General features: G+C 33.7%; 15 protein-coding genes. 6 read left to right on the top strand and 9 right to left on the bottom strand.

Annotated elements, in window-relative coordinates:
• Positions 1-2: 2 nt before the first annotated feature.
• Entirely contained in the window at positions 3-674 is a 672-nt protein-coding gene (locus D1867_RS05955; RefSeq protein ID WP_155864401.1) for an A24 family peptidase C-terminal domain-containing protein, read from the bottom strand.
• Between the two features lie 227 nt (positions 675-901).
• Between D1867_RS05955 and D1867_RS05950 the strand changes: the two genes are divergently transcribed.
• Positions 902-2,038: an acyl-CoA dehydrogenase family protein gene (locus D1867_RS05950; RefSeq protein ID WP_155863193.1), complete on the top strand. Its 1,137-nt coding sequence runs from the start codon at positions 902-904 to the stop codon at positions 2,036-2,038.
• Here the strand turns inward: D1867_RS05950 and D1867_RS05945 are convergent.
• The 6 genes from D1867_RS05945 to D1867_RS05920 form a co-directional block, all read right to left on the bottom strand.
• Positions 2,012-3,235, bottom strand: coding sequence for an ArsB/NhaD family transporter (locus tag D1867_RS05945; RefSeq protein ID WP_170283905.1), 1,224 nt, complete (start codon positions 3,233-3,235; stop codon positions 2,012-2,014). The two genes, D1867_RS05950 and D1867_RS05945, sit on opposite strands and share 27 nt — an antisense overlap.
• Positions 3,236-3,258: 23 nt before the next feature.
• The gene (locus tag D1867_RS05940; RefSeq protein WP_155863191.1) at positions 3,259-4,179 is read right to left on the bottom strand and encodes an acyl-CoA thioesterase; all 921 of its coding nucleotides are present in this window, start codon (positions 4,177-4,179) and stop codon (positions 3,259-3,261) included.
• Entirely contained in the window at positions 4,160-4,534 is a 375-nt protein-coding gene (locus tag D1867_RS05935) for a hypothetical protein (RefSeq protein ID WP_155863190.1), read from the bottom strand. Before D1867_RS05935 ends, D1867_RS05940 begins: the two co-directional genes overlap by 20 nt.
• 5 nt (positions 4,535-4,539) lie before the next feature.
• The gene (locus D1867_RS05930; protein ID WP_155863189.1) at positions 4,540-6,351 is read right to left on the bottom strand and encodes an ATP-binding protein; all 1,812 of its coding nucleotides are present in this window, start codon (positions 6,349-6,351) and stop codon (positions 4,540-4,542) included.
• On the bottom strand, positions 6,348-7,436 hold the full coding sequence (locus D1867_RS05925) for a DNA double-strand break repair nuclease NurA (RefSeq protein ID WP_162309151.1): 1,089 nt from the start codon (positions 7,434-7,436) through the stop codon (positions 6,348-6,350). Before D1867_RS05925 ends, D1867_RS05930 begins: the two co-directional genes overlap by 4 nt.
• A 68-nt stretch (positions 7,437-7,504) precedes the next feature.
• Positions 7,505-8,815: an FAD-dependent oxidoreductase gene (locus D1867_RS05920; protein ID WP_155863187.1), complete on the bottom strand. Its 1,311-nt coding sequence runs from the start codon at positions 8,813-8,815 to the stop codon at positions 7,505-7,507.
• Between the two features lie 49 nt (positions 8,816-8,864).
• On the opposite strand from D1867_RS05920, the gene D1867_RS05915 reads away from it, so the two are divergent.
• Genes D1867_RS05915 through cysS form a run of 3 tightly spaced genes read left to right on the top strand, consistent with a single transcriptional unit; the run spans position 8,865 to position 11,639 of the window.
• Positions 8,865-9,302 carry a hypothetical protein gene (locus tag D1867_RS05915; RefSeq protein WP_155863186.1) on the top strand — a complete coding sequence of 146 codons (438 nt, stop codon included), beginning with the start codon at positions 8,865-8,867 and terminating at the stop codon, positions 9,300-9,302.
• A complete protein-coding gene (locus D1867_RS05910; RefSeq protein WP_155863185.1) occupies positions 9,295-10,218 on the top strand; it encodes a bifunctional phosphoglucose/phosphomannose isomerase in 924 nt (307 codons plus the stop codon). Before D1867_RS05915 ends, D1867_RS05910 begins: the two co-directional genes overlap by 8 nt.
• Before the next feature lie 17 nt (positions 10,219-10,235).
• Positions 10,236-11,639: a cysteine--tRNA ligase gene (cysS, locus tag D1867_RS05905; protein WP_338077978.1), complete on the top strand. Its 1,404-nt coding sequence runs from the start codon at positions 10,236-10,238 to the stop codon at positions 11,637-11,639.
• On the opposite strand, the gene D1867_RS05900 is transcribed toward cysS, so the two are convergent.
• On the bottom strand, positions 11,620-12,045 hold the full coding sequence (locus tag D1867_RS05900; RefSeq protein ID WP_155863184.1) for an NUDIX hydrolase: 426 nt from the start codon (positions 12,043-12,045) through the stop codon (positions 11,620-11,622). The two genes, cysS and D1867_RS05900, sit on opposite strands and share 20 nt — an antisense overlap.
• A gap of 41 nt (positions 12,046-12,086) precedes the next feature.
• Between D1867_RS05900 and D1867_RS05895 the strand changes: the two genes are divergently transcribed.
• Positions 12,087-13,424, top strand: coding sequence for a hypothetical protein (locus tag D1867_RS05895; protein ID WP_155863183.1), 1,338 nt, complete (start codon positions 12,087-12,089; stop codon positions 13,422-13,424).
• 73 nt (positions 13,425-13,497) lie between these two features.
• Positions 13,498-14,754 carry a Glu/Leu/Phe/Val family dehydrogenase gene (locus D1867_RS05890; RefSeq protein ID WP_338078106.1) on the top strand — a complete coding sequence of 419 codons (1,257 nt, stop codon included), beginning with the start codon at positions 13,498-13,500 and terminating at the stop codon, positions 14,752-14,754.
• On the opposite strand, the gene D1867_RS05885 is transcribed toward D1867_RS05890, so the two are convergent.
• On the bottom strand, positions 14,692-14,997 hold the full coding sequence (locus D1867_RS05885) for a TIGR00304 family membrane protein (RefSeq protein WP_155863181.1): 306 nt from the start codon (positions 14,995-14,997) through the stop codon (positions 14,692-14,694). The genes D1867_RS05890 and D1867_RS05885 overlap by 63 nt on opposite strands.
• Between the last annotated feature and the right edge of the window lie 2 nt (positions 14,998-14,999).

The raw sequence follows: 14,999 nt of genomic DNA, 5'->3' as shown, positions 1-14,999 counted from the left end.
TCTCATGTAAATGGAAAACCTATGACGAGACTTAATAAATAGCCTATAAGCATGAAAGGAAGAACTGGGACACCCCACGCAACCCAAATATACGAATCTTCGCTAATCCTCCTTTCCTCAACTAGTTTCCTGAACTTCTGCTTCCACTCCTTATCGTCCTCTTCTATTGAGAAAGTACTCCTAAGAGTTACATTACCGTCATCATCAACTTGAGTTAGAGGGAAAAGAAAGCTAGAGTTAAGGAAATCTTTAACTTTCATTCTTTTGGCGCTTAAAGCTAGGATTATTCTCTTGCTAAACGGCATTCCCTTCGTGTATTTGAAATATTTTGCTAAATTATATAAACTAACTAGAAAGACGGAGATTGAAGAATAGAGAATAACAACTAGAGGCTCCATTCCTAACTCTGAAAAAGTTGGGAAAAACAATGGATAAACTGATGGATTTGACAAGCCTATAATTAAAATAGCCATTAAATCTGCTCCTCCCATGAGGGAAAGTTTATAAAACATATAGAGGACAAAAACAGAAACTCCTAGAGAATAGGAATAAAGGAATAGGTCAATCTTATGCACGTAAAAAATAAAGAATACAACTAAAGGAAGATAAATTAACCAAATTTTGAAATCCACTTCTCTATATTTTAAATCCAAGATAGAAACGTGGATAAGCATTACTGATGTTAAAACAATTTGAAGAAAATATATCAACACGGCAGGAAACCCTCTTCATCCTTACCCTCTGCGGGGCTGTCTAGGGCTAGATACCCCTTGTGATCATTTATGCTATTGTAGATTTTAAATCTATCCCCGATCTCTCATAAATAAAAACTGTAATCATGAATTATTACTTCCATAAGATAAGATTTAATATTGCTTATACTCTTTATATAACGAGATTTATGTTTGAACTTTCAAAAGAATTAGAAGAATATAGAAATAAAGTAAGGGATTATACACAAAAAGTTGTAAAAGATTACGCAAAGACCATGGATGAAACTAACGACGGAGGAGATAAAATAGTTAAGGACTTCGGGGAAATGGACTTACTAGGCATGAAGATACCAACAAAGTATGGTGGTTTAGGTTTAGGAGAAATAGCTTTTGCAATAGCAACTGAAGAATTAGGAAGCGAAAGTGGAGGAGCCTCCCACAGCCTTCATACTCAGCTTAATGCATTACAACTACTTTTGTCAATAGGGGGAGATTCTGCTAAAGATTGGATTGAAAGAGGCGTGAAAGCAAAAGAAATTTATGCAGTAGCCTTAACTGAACCTACTGCAGGTTCAGATCTAGGAGCACTTCAAACTACAGCTAAACCAGATGGAAATGAGTTAGTACTTAACGGAGAGAAAATATTTACAAGCGCTGCCTCATTTTCAACAAAAATGGTTGTTTTAGCTAGGACTAGCGGTAATCCCGGAGACAAGAACGGAATTTCACTACTATTAATAGACTCTAAACTACCCGGAATAGAAATTCATAAGTTAGATTTAATGGGCATTAGGGGAGCAGGAGTATCTTATGTTAAATTTAACAATGTTAGAATTCCTAAGGATTCAATAATAGGAAAAGAAGGAGACGCGTTTAGAGGAGCTATAAAAGCATTGATGATAAGCAGGAACGGCTATGCCGGAATAGCAGTAGGAATTGCCAGAGGTGCGGTAGAGGAGGCTATTAATAGAGCATCTACCAGAAAACAGTTCGGTAAGGCATTAATAGAACAGGAGTGGATAGGCTTTAACTTAGCTGACGCTTATATAAAAGTTGAGGCCGCAAGACTCTTAACTTGGAGAGCTGCTTCTCTATTGGATAAAGGAGTTGAGGCATTAACAGAGGCATCTATGGCTAAGTATTTTGCTGCAGTTACTGCTGCGGAAACTACTAGAACTGCTTTACATATTTTCGGAGGTCACGGATTAAATAGAGGTTCTAAAGTTGAGAGATTGTATAGGGATGCGAAAATAATGGAAATAGCCGAGGGGACTAATGAAATGCAATTGCTTGCAGTATCAAGGAGCTTCCAACAAAAGAAATAAGTAAAGGATAAAGGAATTTAATAAAAGTACCGGTAATGAGTAAGCTATAAATTCGAAAAATCCGAATCCTTTTCCTCCTCTATTTTCTGATGCTTCCGAAATTATTATATTACTTGCAGCACCTATTAAAGTAAGATTTCCAGCTATTGTACTCCCTGCAGCTAGAGCTAACCAATCGGCAATACTAGTTGAATGATATTCAAACATTATTGGAATGTAAATTGCAACTAGAGGAACGTTTGATAAAATTTGACTTAAAAGAATTGAAGATATGAATATGAGAAGAACTGATGTTGGCGGTGGCAAAAATTTTGACATTTCTGCAATTACACCCCCGCAGAGTATTCCTTCTGTAAATATAAATAAACCTATGAAGAAAATTATAGTGCTCCAATCTATTCTCCTTACAATATCTCTTCTCTCTGGGGATATTAAAAGTAAAATTGAAGATGTGATAAGAGAGCCTAGAAGTATATCTATACCGACGTAACTTAATGTGAAAAATAGAACTATAGTTATTAAAAGAAGAATAAAAGATGAATAAGCTAACCTTTTATTTTCTATTTCTATTTTATCAGGATTAAACGTAAGATTGGGCAAATATTTCCTAAACATCAGCCTTAAGATTGGATAAGTTAATACTAGGTTAAGTAGAGTAGGAATTGATAAATATTCTATAAATACTAGAAATGGATTCTTTATTCCCGAATCTAGAGCTATTAAAAGATTTTGAGGATTTCCAGTGGGAAGCATAACGCTTCCTATTGTTACACCAAAAGCTAATGCATAAAGGAAAGGTTTTTCGTCTATTTTCATTTCCTTCTTCATTTCCAAAATTACTGGGGTCCAACTTGCTGATAATCCGTCATTTGTAACTAGATTAGAGAGCAGACCAGAAGTAACTAGGACACTAAAGAGTACCTTATCTGGTCTTTTAAACTTAGAAATTATAGCATATGCAATGTATTTAAGAAATCCGGAAACTTCTAGAGATGAGGCAAACGTAAAAATGGTTATAAGGAAAAGGATTACGTCAAGGTTAATCGCAGATAAAGCCTTCTCTGGAGTTAATACTCCTAGTACTATCATTAATACTCCTCCAAAAAACATTGAAGCCCATGGAGGTATTTTAGTAATACCTCTGGTAGCTATTAGAGAATATGTTATAATCATCGCTGCTAAGGATAAATAATTCATCATGAGAAGGAACTTAGATTAAATTAAAGATTTTTCTCCTTGATTTGCAAATTCCTCCTATTTATAGCCTCCTGCCATAGCTTTTTCTCTACTTCAGTTTCTGGGTAATATCTAGGCATTTCCTTAGGTTTGCCTTCATTATCAACCCTTACATATGAGAAGTAAGCCTCCGTAACTTTTTCTTTACCGTTTTTGAAAACATTGATTAAAACGTCAAGTGATGTTCTGCCTACATAAGTTAAACCTGCGTTAATTTCTATTATATCCCCGAGCTTTATTGGGGAATAAAAGCTCATGTTGGATATTGCGACAGTAACCACGGTATCAGAGTACTTGTCATATCCTCTATAACCTATGAATTTTAAAGCCAAAGAACCACCTAAGTCGTCCATCATTTTAAGAAGTTTGCCGGCAGAGATTATTTTGCCATCATAAGTTAGGTCAGGAGATATATATACAGCATTTGTTATCCTAAACCTTAGACCTTTTGTTTGATCTTCATTACTTTTCATACTTCTTATCCTATTCTGTCTTCTTTTCATTGCCCTCTCAATTATAGCCCTCTCTTCCTCATTATCGTAGTCTATTACCTCACCAACTTTTTGCGGTCTAAAATTCTCGTCTATTTTAACGTAAACTCCAGTTGCAGTAACTATTTTCTCATCTCCTCTATATGCTGACATTTCAACCTCCATTGAGGTATTTCCAACATACGCTACGTAAGCCTCTACTTCAATTATATCACCTAGATTTGCTCCTTTTTTAAATACTACATTATCTAGAGAGGCTATTACACTAGTAGTCTTTGCAACTTTTATTGCAGAAAGCATCCCAGTGTCTACTAGAAATTTCAACATGTCGCCTCCGTGTAGTCTTCCCATGAAATTTGTTTGTTCATAATGTACAATATTCTGAGTCCTTACCTTAGTTTCTGAGAGCTTCAATTAGCTCACCTACTTCCTTAGCTAAGGAGGAGTATTTTTTATCTCTTCCTCCAAACTGCTCTAAAATAGATTTTAGTTGTTCTAGGACTTTCACGTAATCGATTTTTTCTATTAGTGTCTTTGGTATTTGATGAAATTCTATTCTCTTTTCGTTTGAAGAAAGATAAGGCAAATATTCATCTTCAGCCATTTGAATTAAACTAAAGCCGTTCCTATCAATAACGTATTCATAAAGCCCCATTTTGCCTAAAGAAATACTAACGTCATCTGATGGAGGCAATATTGATGATATCTTCTTAAGAAAATCTTCCTTTCTACCTTCTTTTATATACAAAAGAAGTTCTTCTTTAATCATTTTTATCACGTCTTTGACAAGTCATAATGCCCTATAGGTGGTGGAACAGGAACTTTAATTTTTACTTTTCCTTGTCTCAACCAAGGTGAAATTAAATAAGCAACTCCATTCCTTTCCCAACTAAGCATTTTAGCCTCTGTGGGCGTTAAACCAAGCTGTTCTGCAATTTCTTTACTTATACGGAAAATAAACTTTGTATTAGCTAATTGAACTATTATATCGCTCAAATCAGAAGGATTGTGTGTAGAAAATATGAATCCTATTTTTCTCCTTCTTCCTAACCTCATCATTGTGGCTATTTTTCCTGCAACTCTCTTTACGTAATTAGTATCTTCCTCACCGCCTTTACTCGATGGAAAGAATCTATGAGCTTCATCTATAATTATTAGAAATCTTCCTTTAATATTGCCTTCCCTCATTTGCCTTTCTCTATATGCAAATAATCTATCTAGGAAGTAGTAAGTCAGTATTTTCTGAGAGAGATCATCTAACTCTCCGTTATAAATATCAAAAATTATTAAACTTCCAGAATTTTTCACTACATTAACTAAAAGGTCTCTTTGAGCCTTTAAGTCAAATAGTTCTGTTTCTCTAAGTAAGTATAATCCCCTTAGAATATTTTCCCTTGTACTCTTGTGTAATTTAAACTTATCAAACTCGGAATCGTTCAGTAAGTCTATTAATTTCTCCAAAGTTTTACATTCCTTAGCTTCCTTACTTGAGGAAAATATTTTAAGGAAATGAGAAGCTTGCTCACTGAAGTAAGGATTAAGTTTATATAAGATTTTCCTAACGTCTCGGTACCTAAAGAAAAAGGGATGAAGATTTATCTTTGAATTCCACTGACTATTTGACAAAATTATTTGATTTCCTAAAACTGAGGAATATACTTTAAGGCCTTTCATGTCAAGGTACTCCAAAAGAGGTTTGACGTATAGCTCATGATATGCCGAAGTAATAGATTCTATCTTTCCAGATTTAGCGTATTTTCTAACCCAGGTCTTTGTTATGGGGAATATTACATCTGTTTCTAGTTTATTTAATTTGCCATATAATTTCTCAAATTCTGCAATACCCTTCTTTACTCCTTTATCTGTAAAGTCTGGTGGTAAGAAAATGTGATAATAATCACCAGTAGCATCTAATATGAATACTTTTGTACCTTCCTCGCCTATCATATATAAACCGGAAATTAAGTCTTTTATGAAGGAAGTCTTTCCTGCTCCAGTAGTTCCTATAATTAATGCGTGATAATTCAAATCATCTAGACTTAAACTAACTTTAACATCTAGATCTAGGTAATCTAAAGTCCCAACTTTTAATAGCCCTCTATTAAGGCTTAATGACCTCTCTATCAAGTCAGCATTTGGTAAAATGACTGGAGACTGAGGTTCTATTACAATATCTGCAGGAGATGGTTCAGATGATGAAAGTATATCTATTTTAGTTAACATTTCACATTTTAGTGTAACGTTATTTATCAAAGTCCCTGGAGTTTCTTCTTCAACATTACTCATGAAATTATTATCAAAAAGAAACGATTTTACATCACTCCTCTCGTATCCTATTACTCTTAATAAAATGAAATAAAGTGTTTTTATATCTATTGCGCCAAGAAAAACTCCTATTCTACCTAAAAATGAGTATTTATAATAAGTATAAGGATCCACAATAACGTTAACTGTATAGTTTTCCTCATCTATTTTATTTGGAGAATTTGGAGATACTTTTCCTATAATGCTACCTAGAGTTATTGCTAAAGCTTTTGCTTTATCAACTCGATCTTTAATGTTATTGATTAACTCATCGCTGGTCAAGCGAGCTCACCGGATAGCCTACTGTAGAAGCTAGCCTGAATTCCTAGCCTTTCTACTATGGATACTATGTATCTATAGAGAGCTAAACTGGTCTTCTTTGCTTTAAAGTCTGCCAAAGCTAATAATGGCGGAATTCCGTCCTTTGTTATCCCCATAGATGCTATCATTCCCAAAATTGTTGGATCTTTAGTTAGTGTCTCTATTCTTAAGATGGAGAATTTGGAAACGTAAGGATGAAAAGGAATAATTAAGTAATACATATAAACTGTCGTATTGTTGCATATTCTCTTAGAGAAAGGACCTAATGCAAGAATTTTGTAAGGTGGCGAATAATTAAACCTTACAAGATGAAGTATAAAGGACTCGTCGGAGAGGAATATTTTTGGGTCAATCCTAAATTTTTGGTAAATTATTGACCTTGTTCTATCATCTATTGAATCAATTAATACTCTAGATTTATCTAATCTTTTCACTATACCTATAAAATTACTATCTATTATCTTTTTTCTTTCTTCCAAAATTTTTTCCTTAAACTTTGAAGTTAAATACAAATAGGAAGGAAAAAGAGGGCCATCAACTATTATTTTACCTTTGCCTTTAACAACGTTTAGCGCCTTAGTTTCTAATACTGATCTTATTTCGCTTTCTATAACCTCAAATCCTTCAGTTGAATAAAAAGGATCTCCTGTTATTGAAATTGGAGAGACATAAGGACCAAAATATAGGTAAGGGTCAATTTTAGAATTCTCGGATACTGAGGAAGCTACGGCTATAAAAGGTTCTTTTAGTTCTAGCTCTTTTTCTCCATCTAAAGAAGGATAAACTCCATAAATAGGAATTGAGGAAGATGAAATCGCGACAGCTGAGACGCTTATTATACCTTTACCAGATACAAAGCTCCTGCTACTTCCATCTACTGCATAAATTTCCTGAGTAAAAGAAGAAGGATGAACTTCAAAGAATATATCCTCATTTTCTAAAACAGAAGGAGAAGTAGTACTGTTTAACTCTACATAATCATCAAGAGAAGTAATTGCTAGATATTTTGAAACATAATTTACAACAATACTATTGAGTATTTCCATAATATTTTGCTGAGATTGCATCTTCTATTAATGTTTAATAATCGAAATATTTAAATATGGCGTAATACCTATTCAGCTTTCATTAATTGCCTAGTCGCTATTATCACCGGATCCCATACTGTTGCTATAGCAGGTAAATATCCCATTTCCACGAAAAACGTTTCTTCAACTGTAAATCCTTTCATAATAATTGCAGCTAACATATCTATTCTTCCTAATACCTCTTCTCCGCCTATTATTTGACCTCCAACTATCTTATTACTTCCCTCTTCGGCAATGAGTTTTACATAAATGTCTTTTCCTCCAGGATAATACCTTGCCCTAGTCTTAGATTTTATCATTGCTGAATAAACTTTAATTCCGTAACGCTTAGCTTCAGCCTCAGAAATACCAGTTTTTGCTATAAAGTAATCCTTATATTTAGTTATCATTGTTCCAACTACACCAGGAAATTCCATTTCCTTACCTGCTATATTACTGCCTGCTACGAAACCCATCTTATTAGCTACTGGAGCGAAAGGCATCCAAATAGGTTTTTTAGTTACCATGTGAATGCTCTCTGCTACATCGCCTGCAGCATAAACATTCCTAACGCTAGTCCTCATGTGAGAATCTACCCATATAGCACCTGTCTCTCCAATTTTGAGCTGATCTTTTACCAGGTCGACGTTAGGTTCTACGCCTATAGCTATTAACGTTCCGTCTACTTCATACTTTCCTTTGTCTGTAATTACTAATCTTCCTCCTTCCTTAATTTCTTCTAAACTTTCATTCAATCTAAGCTCTACGTCCATGCTTGAGGTAATTACTTTGCCCATATCTTCATCTAGCATTTTATTAAGGACATATCCCCCTCTGTGAATGAGTATTACTTTCTTACCTATATTGGAAAGAGCTTCAGCCATTTCTACTCCGAGAATTCCTCCACCTATAATTGCTATTTTATTTAAACTCCAAAGAGCTTTTCTTAATTCTACTGCATTTGCTGGGTGATGAGCATAAAATATTCTATCTCCTTCTTCCTTTACTTTTTTAGGCTTAGAACCTAAAGTTATGACCAAGTAGTCAAACTCTACGTTTTTCCTTGTTCCGTTCTCATTAACTTTTACAACTCTAGAGGATAAGTCTACTTCTTCAACTTTCTCATTTATTTTAACATTTATCTTCCTTTTCTCTATAAAGAAAGAAGGCGTATAAGTCATGAACAAGTTTTCGTCATTAAAAAGCCCTTCAACAAAATAAGGAACCCCACACGGTGCATGACTTACCATCTTAGTTTCTTCAAAAACAGTAATTTCGGCCTCAGGATTAAGCCTTCTTACTCTTGAAGAAGCACTCATTCCTGCTGCTCCGCCGCCTAACACTACTACTTTGTCCATATTATTCCTAAAGATTAAGGATTTATATTTCATTTTATTATGAGTACTCATGATAGCCAAAGACAAGATAAGTTCTCTACGAGAAGAATTGAATAACTTAAGTGAAACTAATTTAAGTATAGCTGAGCAAGGAATATTACAATTTATCAAGGAACAAATAGATAAAGAAGAAGAATTGGTAAGTAACTTTGATAAAAGCACTTCTGAAAATAATTACGATAAAGCGGTCTCAGACTTTTTCCAACTTATTCAAAGAACTAATTTAATGTACGCTTACATAATGCAACCCTCTGTTCTTTCCATGCTATCAAACGAGAAATTTAGTAAGATCGTGCAAGATCTACTTGATTGCATTTCACAAATAATTTCTGATGTTGTACTTACCTTTAAACATAATATGAAACAATTTGGATTAGAGAGTGTTAACGTAAATATTACATCGAATCCGCCATCAATTAGTATATCCTTGGCGATAAAGAATGCTTGAAAATTATCTAAAATGGGACTCGCTCTTTGATCAAGCTATAAAAGAAGCTAAAGAAATAAATTTTGAAATAAAAACTGATCGCATAATATTTACTGGAATGGGAGGAAGTTACATACCAGGCAAGATTGCAGAGATCTTGGATTATAATGTAGACTATAGGGCAATTACTGGCATACCTAGGAAGGTCGATGAGAATACAACATTAATAGCAATGAGCTATTCTGGCACAACTAGTGAAACTATACAAGCAGTTAAAGAAGGCTTAGAAAAAGGCTCAAAAATAGTAGTAATATCCTCTGACGGTAATCTAGAAAAAATTGCAGAAGAGCACAAGGAAAAGATATATTTTATCAAGGTTAAAGGCCTATCCCAAACTAGGTACTCGTTCCCAGTACTTATAACACCTTTATTAAAAATATTGTCAACAGTTTCAATAAATAAGATAAATTTAGATGAATTAAAAGAAGGAATAATAGAAAATAAGGAAAAATACAAGGATCTTGGAAAAGAATTATCTTCCAAGATTATAGGTAAAATTCCAGTATTTTATGCTTCAACTTACCTCCCCATTGCAATAAGGTTTAAACAAGAAATAAATGAAAATGCTAAATCTCCAGCTTTTTATGGTGAAATTCCAGAAGTTAACCACAATGAGGTAGAAAGTTATGTTAGAGGAAAGGAATTACTTTTGCCAATAGTTATAGGTAATGACAGAATTGATGACGTTACAGCGGACGTTCTTAATGCTGAAAGAATAATGCCCCCATCATCATCTAAATTAAAGAATATATCTTCGCTGGTATTACTAGCTGGTTTAACTTCCATCTATTTAGCGGATACGTTAAAGGAAAATCCAGAAAAGCTCAGTATCATTCCCAAATGTAGAGAGCGTACATCTGTTATATTTAAAGGATAGTTTACCTCTTTTTACTTGTGATTAGAGTATTCAATACTTTAGGACGTAAATTTGAGGATTTTTCAACAGTAGAAAACGGAATAGTCAAAATGTACGTCTGCGGACCTACAGTTTACGACTACGTTCACATAGGTCACGGAAGAACTTTTGTTGCATACGATGCAATAGTTAGATACTTAAGACTTAAGGGATATAACGTAATAAGAATTCAAAATATAACAGACATAGACGATAAAATAATTAATAGAGCAAAGGAGACGGGAAAATCTTGGGAAGAGATTGTAGATTATTACGCAAAGGATTATCTAGAGAATCTATCACTACTAAAAGTTAAAATTGATTTGCATCCAAGAGTTACACAACACATAAAAGAAATTATTGACTTTATACAAGGGCTAATAGAGAAAGGTCACGCATATGTAGCCCCTAGCGGTAGTGTTTATTTTGATGTAGATACCTATCCTCATTACGGTGAGCTATCCAACACAAAGAAGGATCAATGGAATCAAGGGGAAGAATTTGTTAAGGAAAAGAGACATCCATACGATTTTGCCTTATGGAAGGCTTGGAAGCCTGGAGAGCCTTATTGGGAGTCTCCTTGGGGTAAAGGAAGGCCAGGTTGGCATATAGAATGCTCTACAATGTCAACTAGATACCTTGGGGAGCAATTTGATATACACGGAGGCGGAATGGACTTAATATTCCCTCATCACGAGAACGAAAGAGCTCAAACAGAGTCGTTAACCGGAAAACTCTGGGTAAGATACTGGATGCATGTAGCGTTCTTAAACATTAGAGGAGAAAAAATGAGTAAATCTTTAGGAAATATAATAACATTAAAAGATGCTCTAAAGAAATACGGCGCAGACGTTCTTAGATATTGGTATTTATCTTCTCATTACAGATCTCCAATAGATTTCAGCGAGGAGAATTTAGAGCAGAGCAAAGTTTCACTTCAAAGATTAAAAGATGCAGTAGCCATATTGAAAGACATACTTAAAGAGGGACCTAAAAGTTATTCTAAGGACGAAGATATTAAGGTTCAAAGAGAGATAATACAGAAGATCAGGGAATTCGATGAGGCGATGAGTAACGATTTTGACACTGCGACTGCATTAAAGAAGATTCACGAGATAGCTAATATCGTATTTTCCAAGTTGCAGAATAGTAGAGATTTTCTTGGAGCTTCAATAGCTTTAGACGGATTTAGAATATTTAATGAAGTATTTGGAGTAATGGACGAAGAAATGGGTTTAGCGTATGAAAGAATTTATGAAGTGATAGACGGAATAATTGAAGTGAGGAATCTATTAAGGCAAAAGAAGATGTACGATTTATCAGATCAGATAAGAAGCATACTAGAATCTCACGGAATAAAAGTATTAGACACCAAGGATAAGTCTACCTGGAGATTTCAGTAATAAATAATGGAATTCTTTCGCCCTCAAAATATCTCCTTATCATTTCTATCGTTGTTGGAGAAATGGGAATTTTACTCATCTCTTCTAATGAAAAGAATTTTGCATCTAAGGCGTCAGATCCAGCTTTAATCTCGCCAGATTTTATTTCGCAAATAAAATCTAGTATTACATAATGGAAACCTTCCTTTATTATTTCAATTACACCTAATAATTCCTTTGGTTCGACATTAACGTTCAGTTCTTCCTTCATTTCCCTTATCAGAGCTTCCTTCAATGTTTCACCAAATTCTACTTTTCCTCCTGGAATAGCCCAAGACCCTTTATTTGGTGGTTTACTCCTCTGAACTAATAATACCCTCTTACCAGAAAATATAACTCCACCAACGGCTACAAGTGGCCTTTCCATAGTGGGATTAAAGTTATTAATTAATATTTAACCGTGTCTATATGATGCTAAAGTATACATTAGTTGTCCTAGCCCTTCTAGTAGCAATACCTTTCACTCAAATTTTATCGTTTGCCTTACCTAGTTCTCCTCCACTTACAACAAATACTATAATTACTGAAATACCTTACTATTCACATTTAAAATACCTTATTTCTATTTATAATGAAACTACGGAAAACTCTACTATAAAAATGAAATTTATTGCAAATTATACTGCAGATTATAATGTAATCTCACAGTATAATGGGATAATAGAGGTTAATTATAGTATCAGTAAAATATTTTCTAAATATAATTTATCAACTTTTAACATGTCTAACATAACTTTCCTAAGACCGGGTATATTTAACGTAACTCTCTTGAATGACGCTTTATGTTTTCATTATCCATATATTTATCCTGGATTACTATATAATAGTAGTGCATATTATTTATATTTTGTAGCAACAAAATTTAATTTTCCTTTAGGATATGTTAACGAAACCAAAGTCACTATAAATAACCTTACCTTAATTGCATATAAATATCACAATTTATCTACATTCTCTACAATAAATCAGTACTTCTATGTATTGTGCAATGGTATAGGGTATAATTTCAATTACACATTTTCATACAAAATTGGGAATAAGACTTACAATTTATATGCAAACTTCCTTCTAAAATGCTTATCAGGAAACTCATCAACGCAACTAAAATATTTAGGTAATCAGCTAGAGGAAGCATTTAAACCATATGTATATCTAGACTGCACTTATTCTTCACTATATGCAGGATTAACTCCTAACACTTATAGGGAGATATTTTATCCTTATATCTTTGCCAATGGGTATTTTATATATAGGTATGCCATTCTTAGTTTCATTGCTGGTCAACCTGTGGAATCTTCGTATTTTGAACTATCATTAGTTATAGGAAATTATACTGACTTGCCAATAACATTCCTAGTTTGTAATTCGTCAAATATAATTTGGGAAAATGAAGAGTTTACTAGAGTTAACGTAACAAGTTTAAACATTCTGGGTAAAACTTATAATAATGTAATAGAATATGAAAATATTTCTACAAAGTCTTTTACTATACTTTACTTCTATAACGGAACTTTAATAGAAGAAGAATCTGGGAATATAGACGGTAATTCGTATAACGTTAATGAAAAAGTGGTATTTGTAGGCAACTCAATGATTCCTTTAAATCTAACTTATCCTAATTATTTCGATTACACTAATACTAACCTACCATATAAGGCAATAGATCCTTCGTTAGCTTTAGAAGTTTCAATTATTATAACAATGATAATTGTTGCATTAATTGTTCTTCTATACAAAAGAAAATGAGAATTTTTTAACGATTTAAACTTCTATCAGATTAGATTTTTATTATAGTAAGGTGAACTTCTCTATAATGGCTATAGAAGAAGTTTTGTCCTCGAATTTATATACTCAGCAAATAAAGAAATTATATAAGGTTGGAGAAATACTAGGCTTACAAGATGATCAATTAGAGGCACTGGCTACTCCAGAAAGAGTAATTCAAGTAAAAATTCAAGTTCCTAGCAGTAATGGAAAAATTAAAACATTTACTGGTTGGAGATCACAGCATAATAGTGCCTTAGGTCCATATAAAGGAGGAGTAAGATATCATCCTAACGTTACTCAAGATGAAGTTATTGCATTATCAATGATAATGACCTGGAAGAACTCATTATTACAATTACCTTACGGGGGAGGAAAAGCTGGAATAAGAGTAGATCCAAAATCTCTTTCTAGGACAGAATTAGAAATACTTTCTAGAAATTTCATAGATGCTCTTTATAAATACATAGGGAGCGACCTCGATATTCCTGCACCAGATGTTAATACTGACTCTCAAATAATGGCATGGTTTTTAGACGAATACATTAAAGTTTCAGGCAGAGTAGATCTAGGTGCATTTACAGGCAAACCAGTTGAATTAGGAGGAATATCTGTAAGAGAGTATAGTACAGGTTTAGGAGTTGCTCACATTACGAAACTAGCTGCAGAAAAATTCTTAGATGGCATTGAAGGAAAAAGAGTTATAATACAAGGATTCGGTAATTTGGGGTCATTTGCTGCCAAGTTCCTATCGGAAATGGGAGCTAAGATTGTTGGAGTAAGCGACTCTAAAGGCGGAGTTATAGATTATAACGGATTAGATTTTAACAAACTAATGGAAGTTAAAAAGACTACTGGATCAGTAATAAATTATCCAGAAGGAAAGAAAGTTACTAATGATGAATTACTAATTAGTGAATGTGATATTTTAATTCCTGGGGCTTTAGAAAACGTAATAAACAAGTTTAATGCTCCTAAAATTAAGGCAAAACTAATAGTAGAAGGTGCAAATGGTCCTTTAACTGCAGATGCTGACGAAATAATGAAACAGAGAGGAATTCCAGTTGTTCCAGATATTTTAGCAAACTCTGGTGGAGTTGTGGGAAGTTATGTAGAATGGGCTAACAACAAAATGGGAGAAATTATAGAAGAGGAGGAAGCTAAGAAGCTAATACTAAATAGAATGGAAAAGGCGTTCAGTGAGATGTATTCCAAGTATAATAAACTTGGGGATCAAGATCTTAGAACTTCAGCCATGGTAGTTGCTGTAGAGAGAGTAGTTAATGCCATGAAGGCTAGAGGCCTCATATAAATAAAGTAAAGCCATTATAATTACAATAACTAATGCAACAATTAGCATCCATTTTTCTATCTTTTTTGAGGATCCAAAAATTATAGGTATTGGTCCGATAAGAATTACGCCTCCGGCTTGAGTTTCTTTTTCCTCTCCTTCTTCTCTAGGTTTAAAAGCTTCATAAAGTATTCCTAGAAATACTATAAGAAAACCTAACATAATCAGTAATATACCAAGCTCTTCAAGGTATTGCGAAATCATAA

Origin of the sequence: Acidianus infernus (assembly GCF_009729545.1) — an archaeon.
Classification (GTDB): Archaea; Thermoproteota; Thermoprotei_A; order Sulfolobales; family Sulfolobaceae; genus Acidianus; species Acidianus infernus.
Note: the sequence above shows the minus strand (reverse complement) of the source record. Positions and strands in the feature narration are given on the sequence as shown.

Excerpts from the sequence above, each read along its gene's own strand:
- D1867_RS05885 (WP_155863181.1), bottom strand. The coding sequence starts at position 14,997 with ATGATTTCGCAATACCTTGAAGAGCTTGGTATATTACTGATTATGTTA.
- D1867_RS05950 (WP_155863193.1), top strand. The coding sequence starts at position 902 with ATGTTTGAACTTTCAAAAGAATTAGAAGAATATAGAAATAAAGTAAGG.
- D1867_RS05925 (WP_162309151.1), bottom strand. The coding sequence starts at position 7,436 with ATGGAAATACTCAATAGTATTGTTGTAAATTATGTTTCAAAATATCTA.
- D1867_RS05920 (WP_155863187.1), bottom strand. The coding sequence starts at position 8,815 with ATGGACAAAGTAGTAGTGTTAGGCGGCGGAGCAGCAGGAATGAGTGCT.
- D1867_RS05910 (WP_155863185.1), top strand. The coding sequence starts at position 9,295 with ATGCTTGAAAATTATCTAAAATGGGACTCGCTCTTTGATCAAGCTATA.
- D1867_RS05945 (WP_170283905.1), bottom strand. The coding sequence starts at position 3,235 with ATGAATTATTTATCCTTAGCAGCGATGATTATAACATATTCTCTAATA.
- D1867_RS05900 (WP_155863184.1), bottom strand. The coding sequence starts at position 12,045 with ATGGAAAGGCCACTTGTAGCCGTTGGTGGAGTTATATTTTCTGGTAAG.
- D1867_RS05955 (WP_155864401.1), bottom strand. The coding sequence starts at position 674 with ATGCTTATCCACGTTTCTATCTTGGATTTAAAATATAGAGAAGTGGAT.
- D1867_RS05915 (WP_155863186.1), top strand. The coding sequence starts at position 8,865 with ATGATAGCCAAAGACAAGATAAGTTCTCTACGAGAAGAATTGAATAAC.
- D1867_RS05935 (WP_155863190.1), bottom strand. The coding sequence starts at position 4,534 with ATGATTAAAGAAGAACTTCTTTTGTATATAAAAGAAGGTAGAAAGGAA.
- D1867_RS05895 (WP_155863183.1), top strand. The coding sequence starts at position 12,087 with ATGATGCTAAAGTATACATTAGTTGTCCTAGCCCTTCTAGTAGCAATA.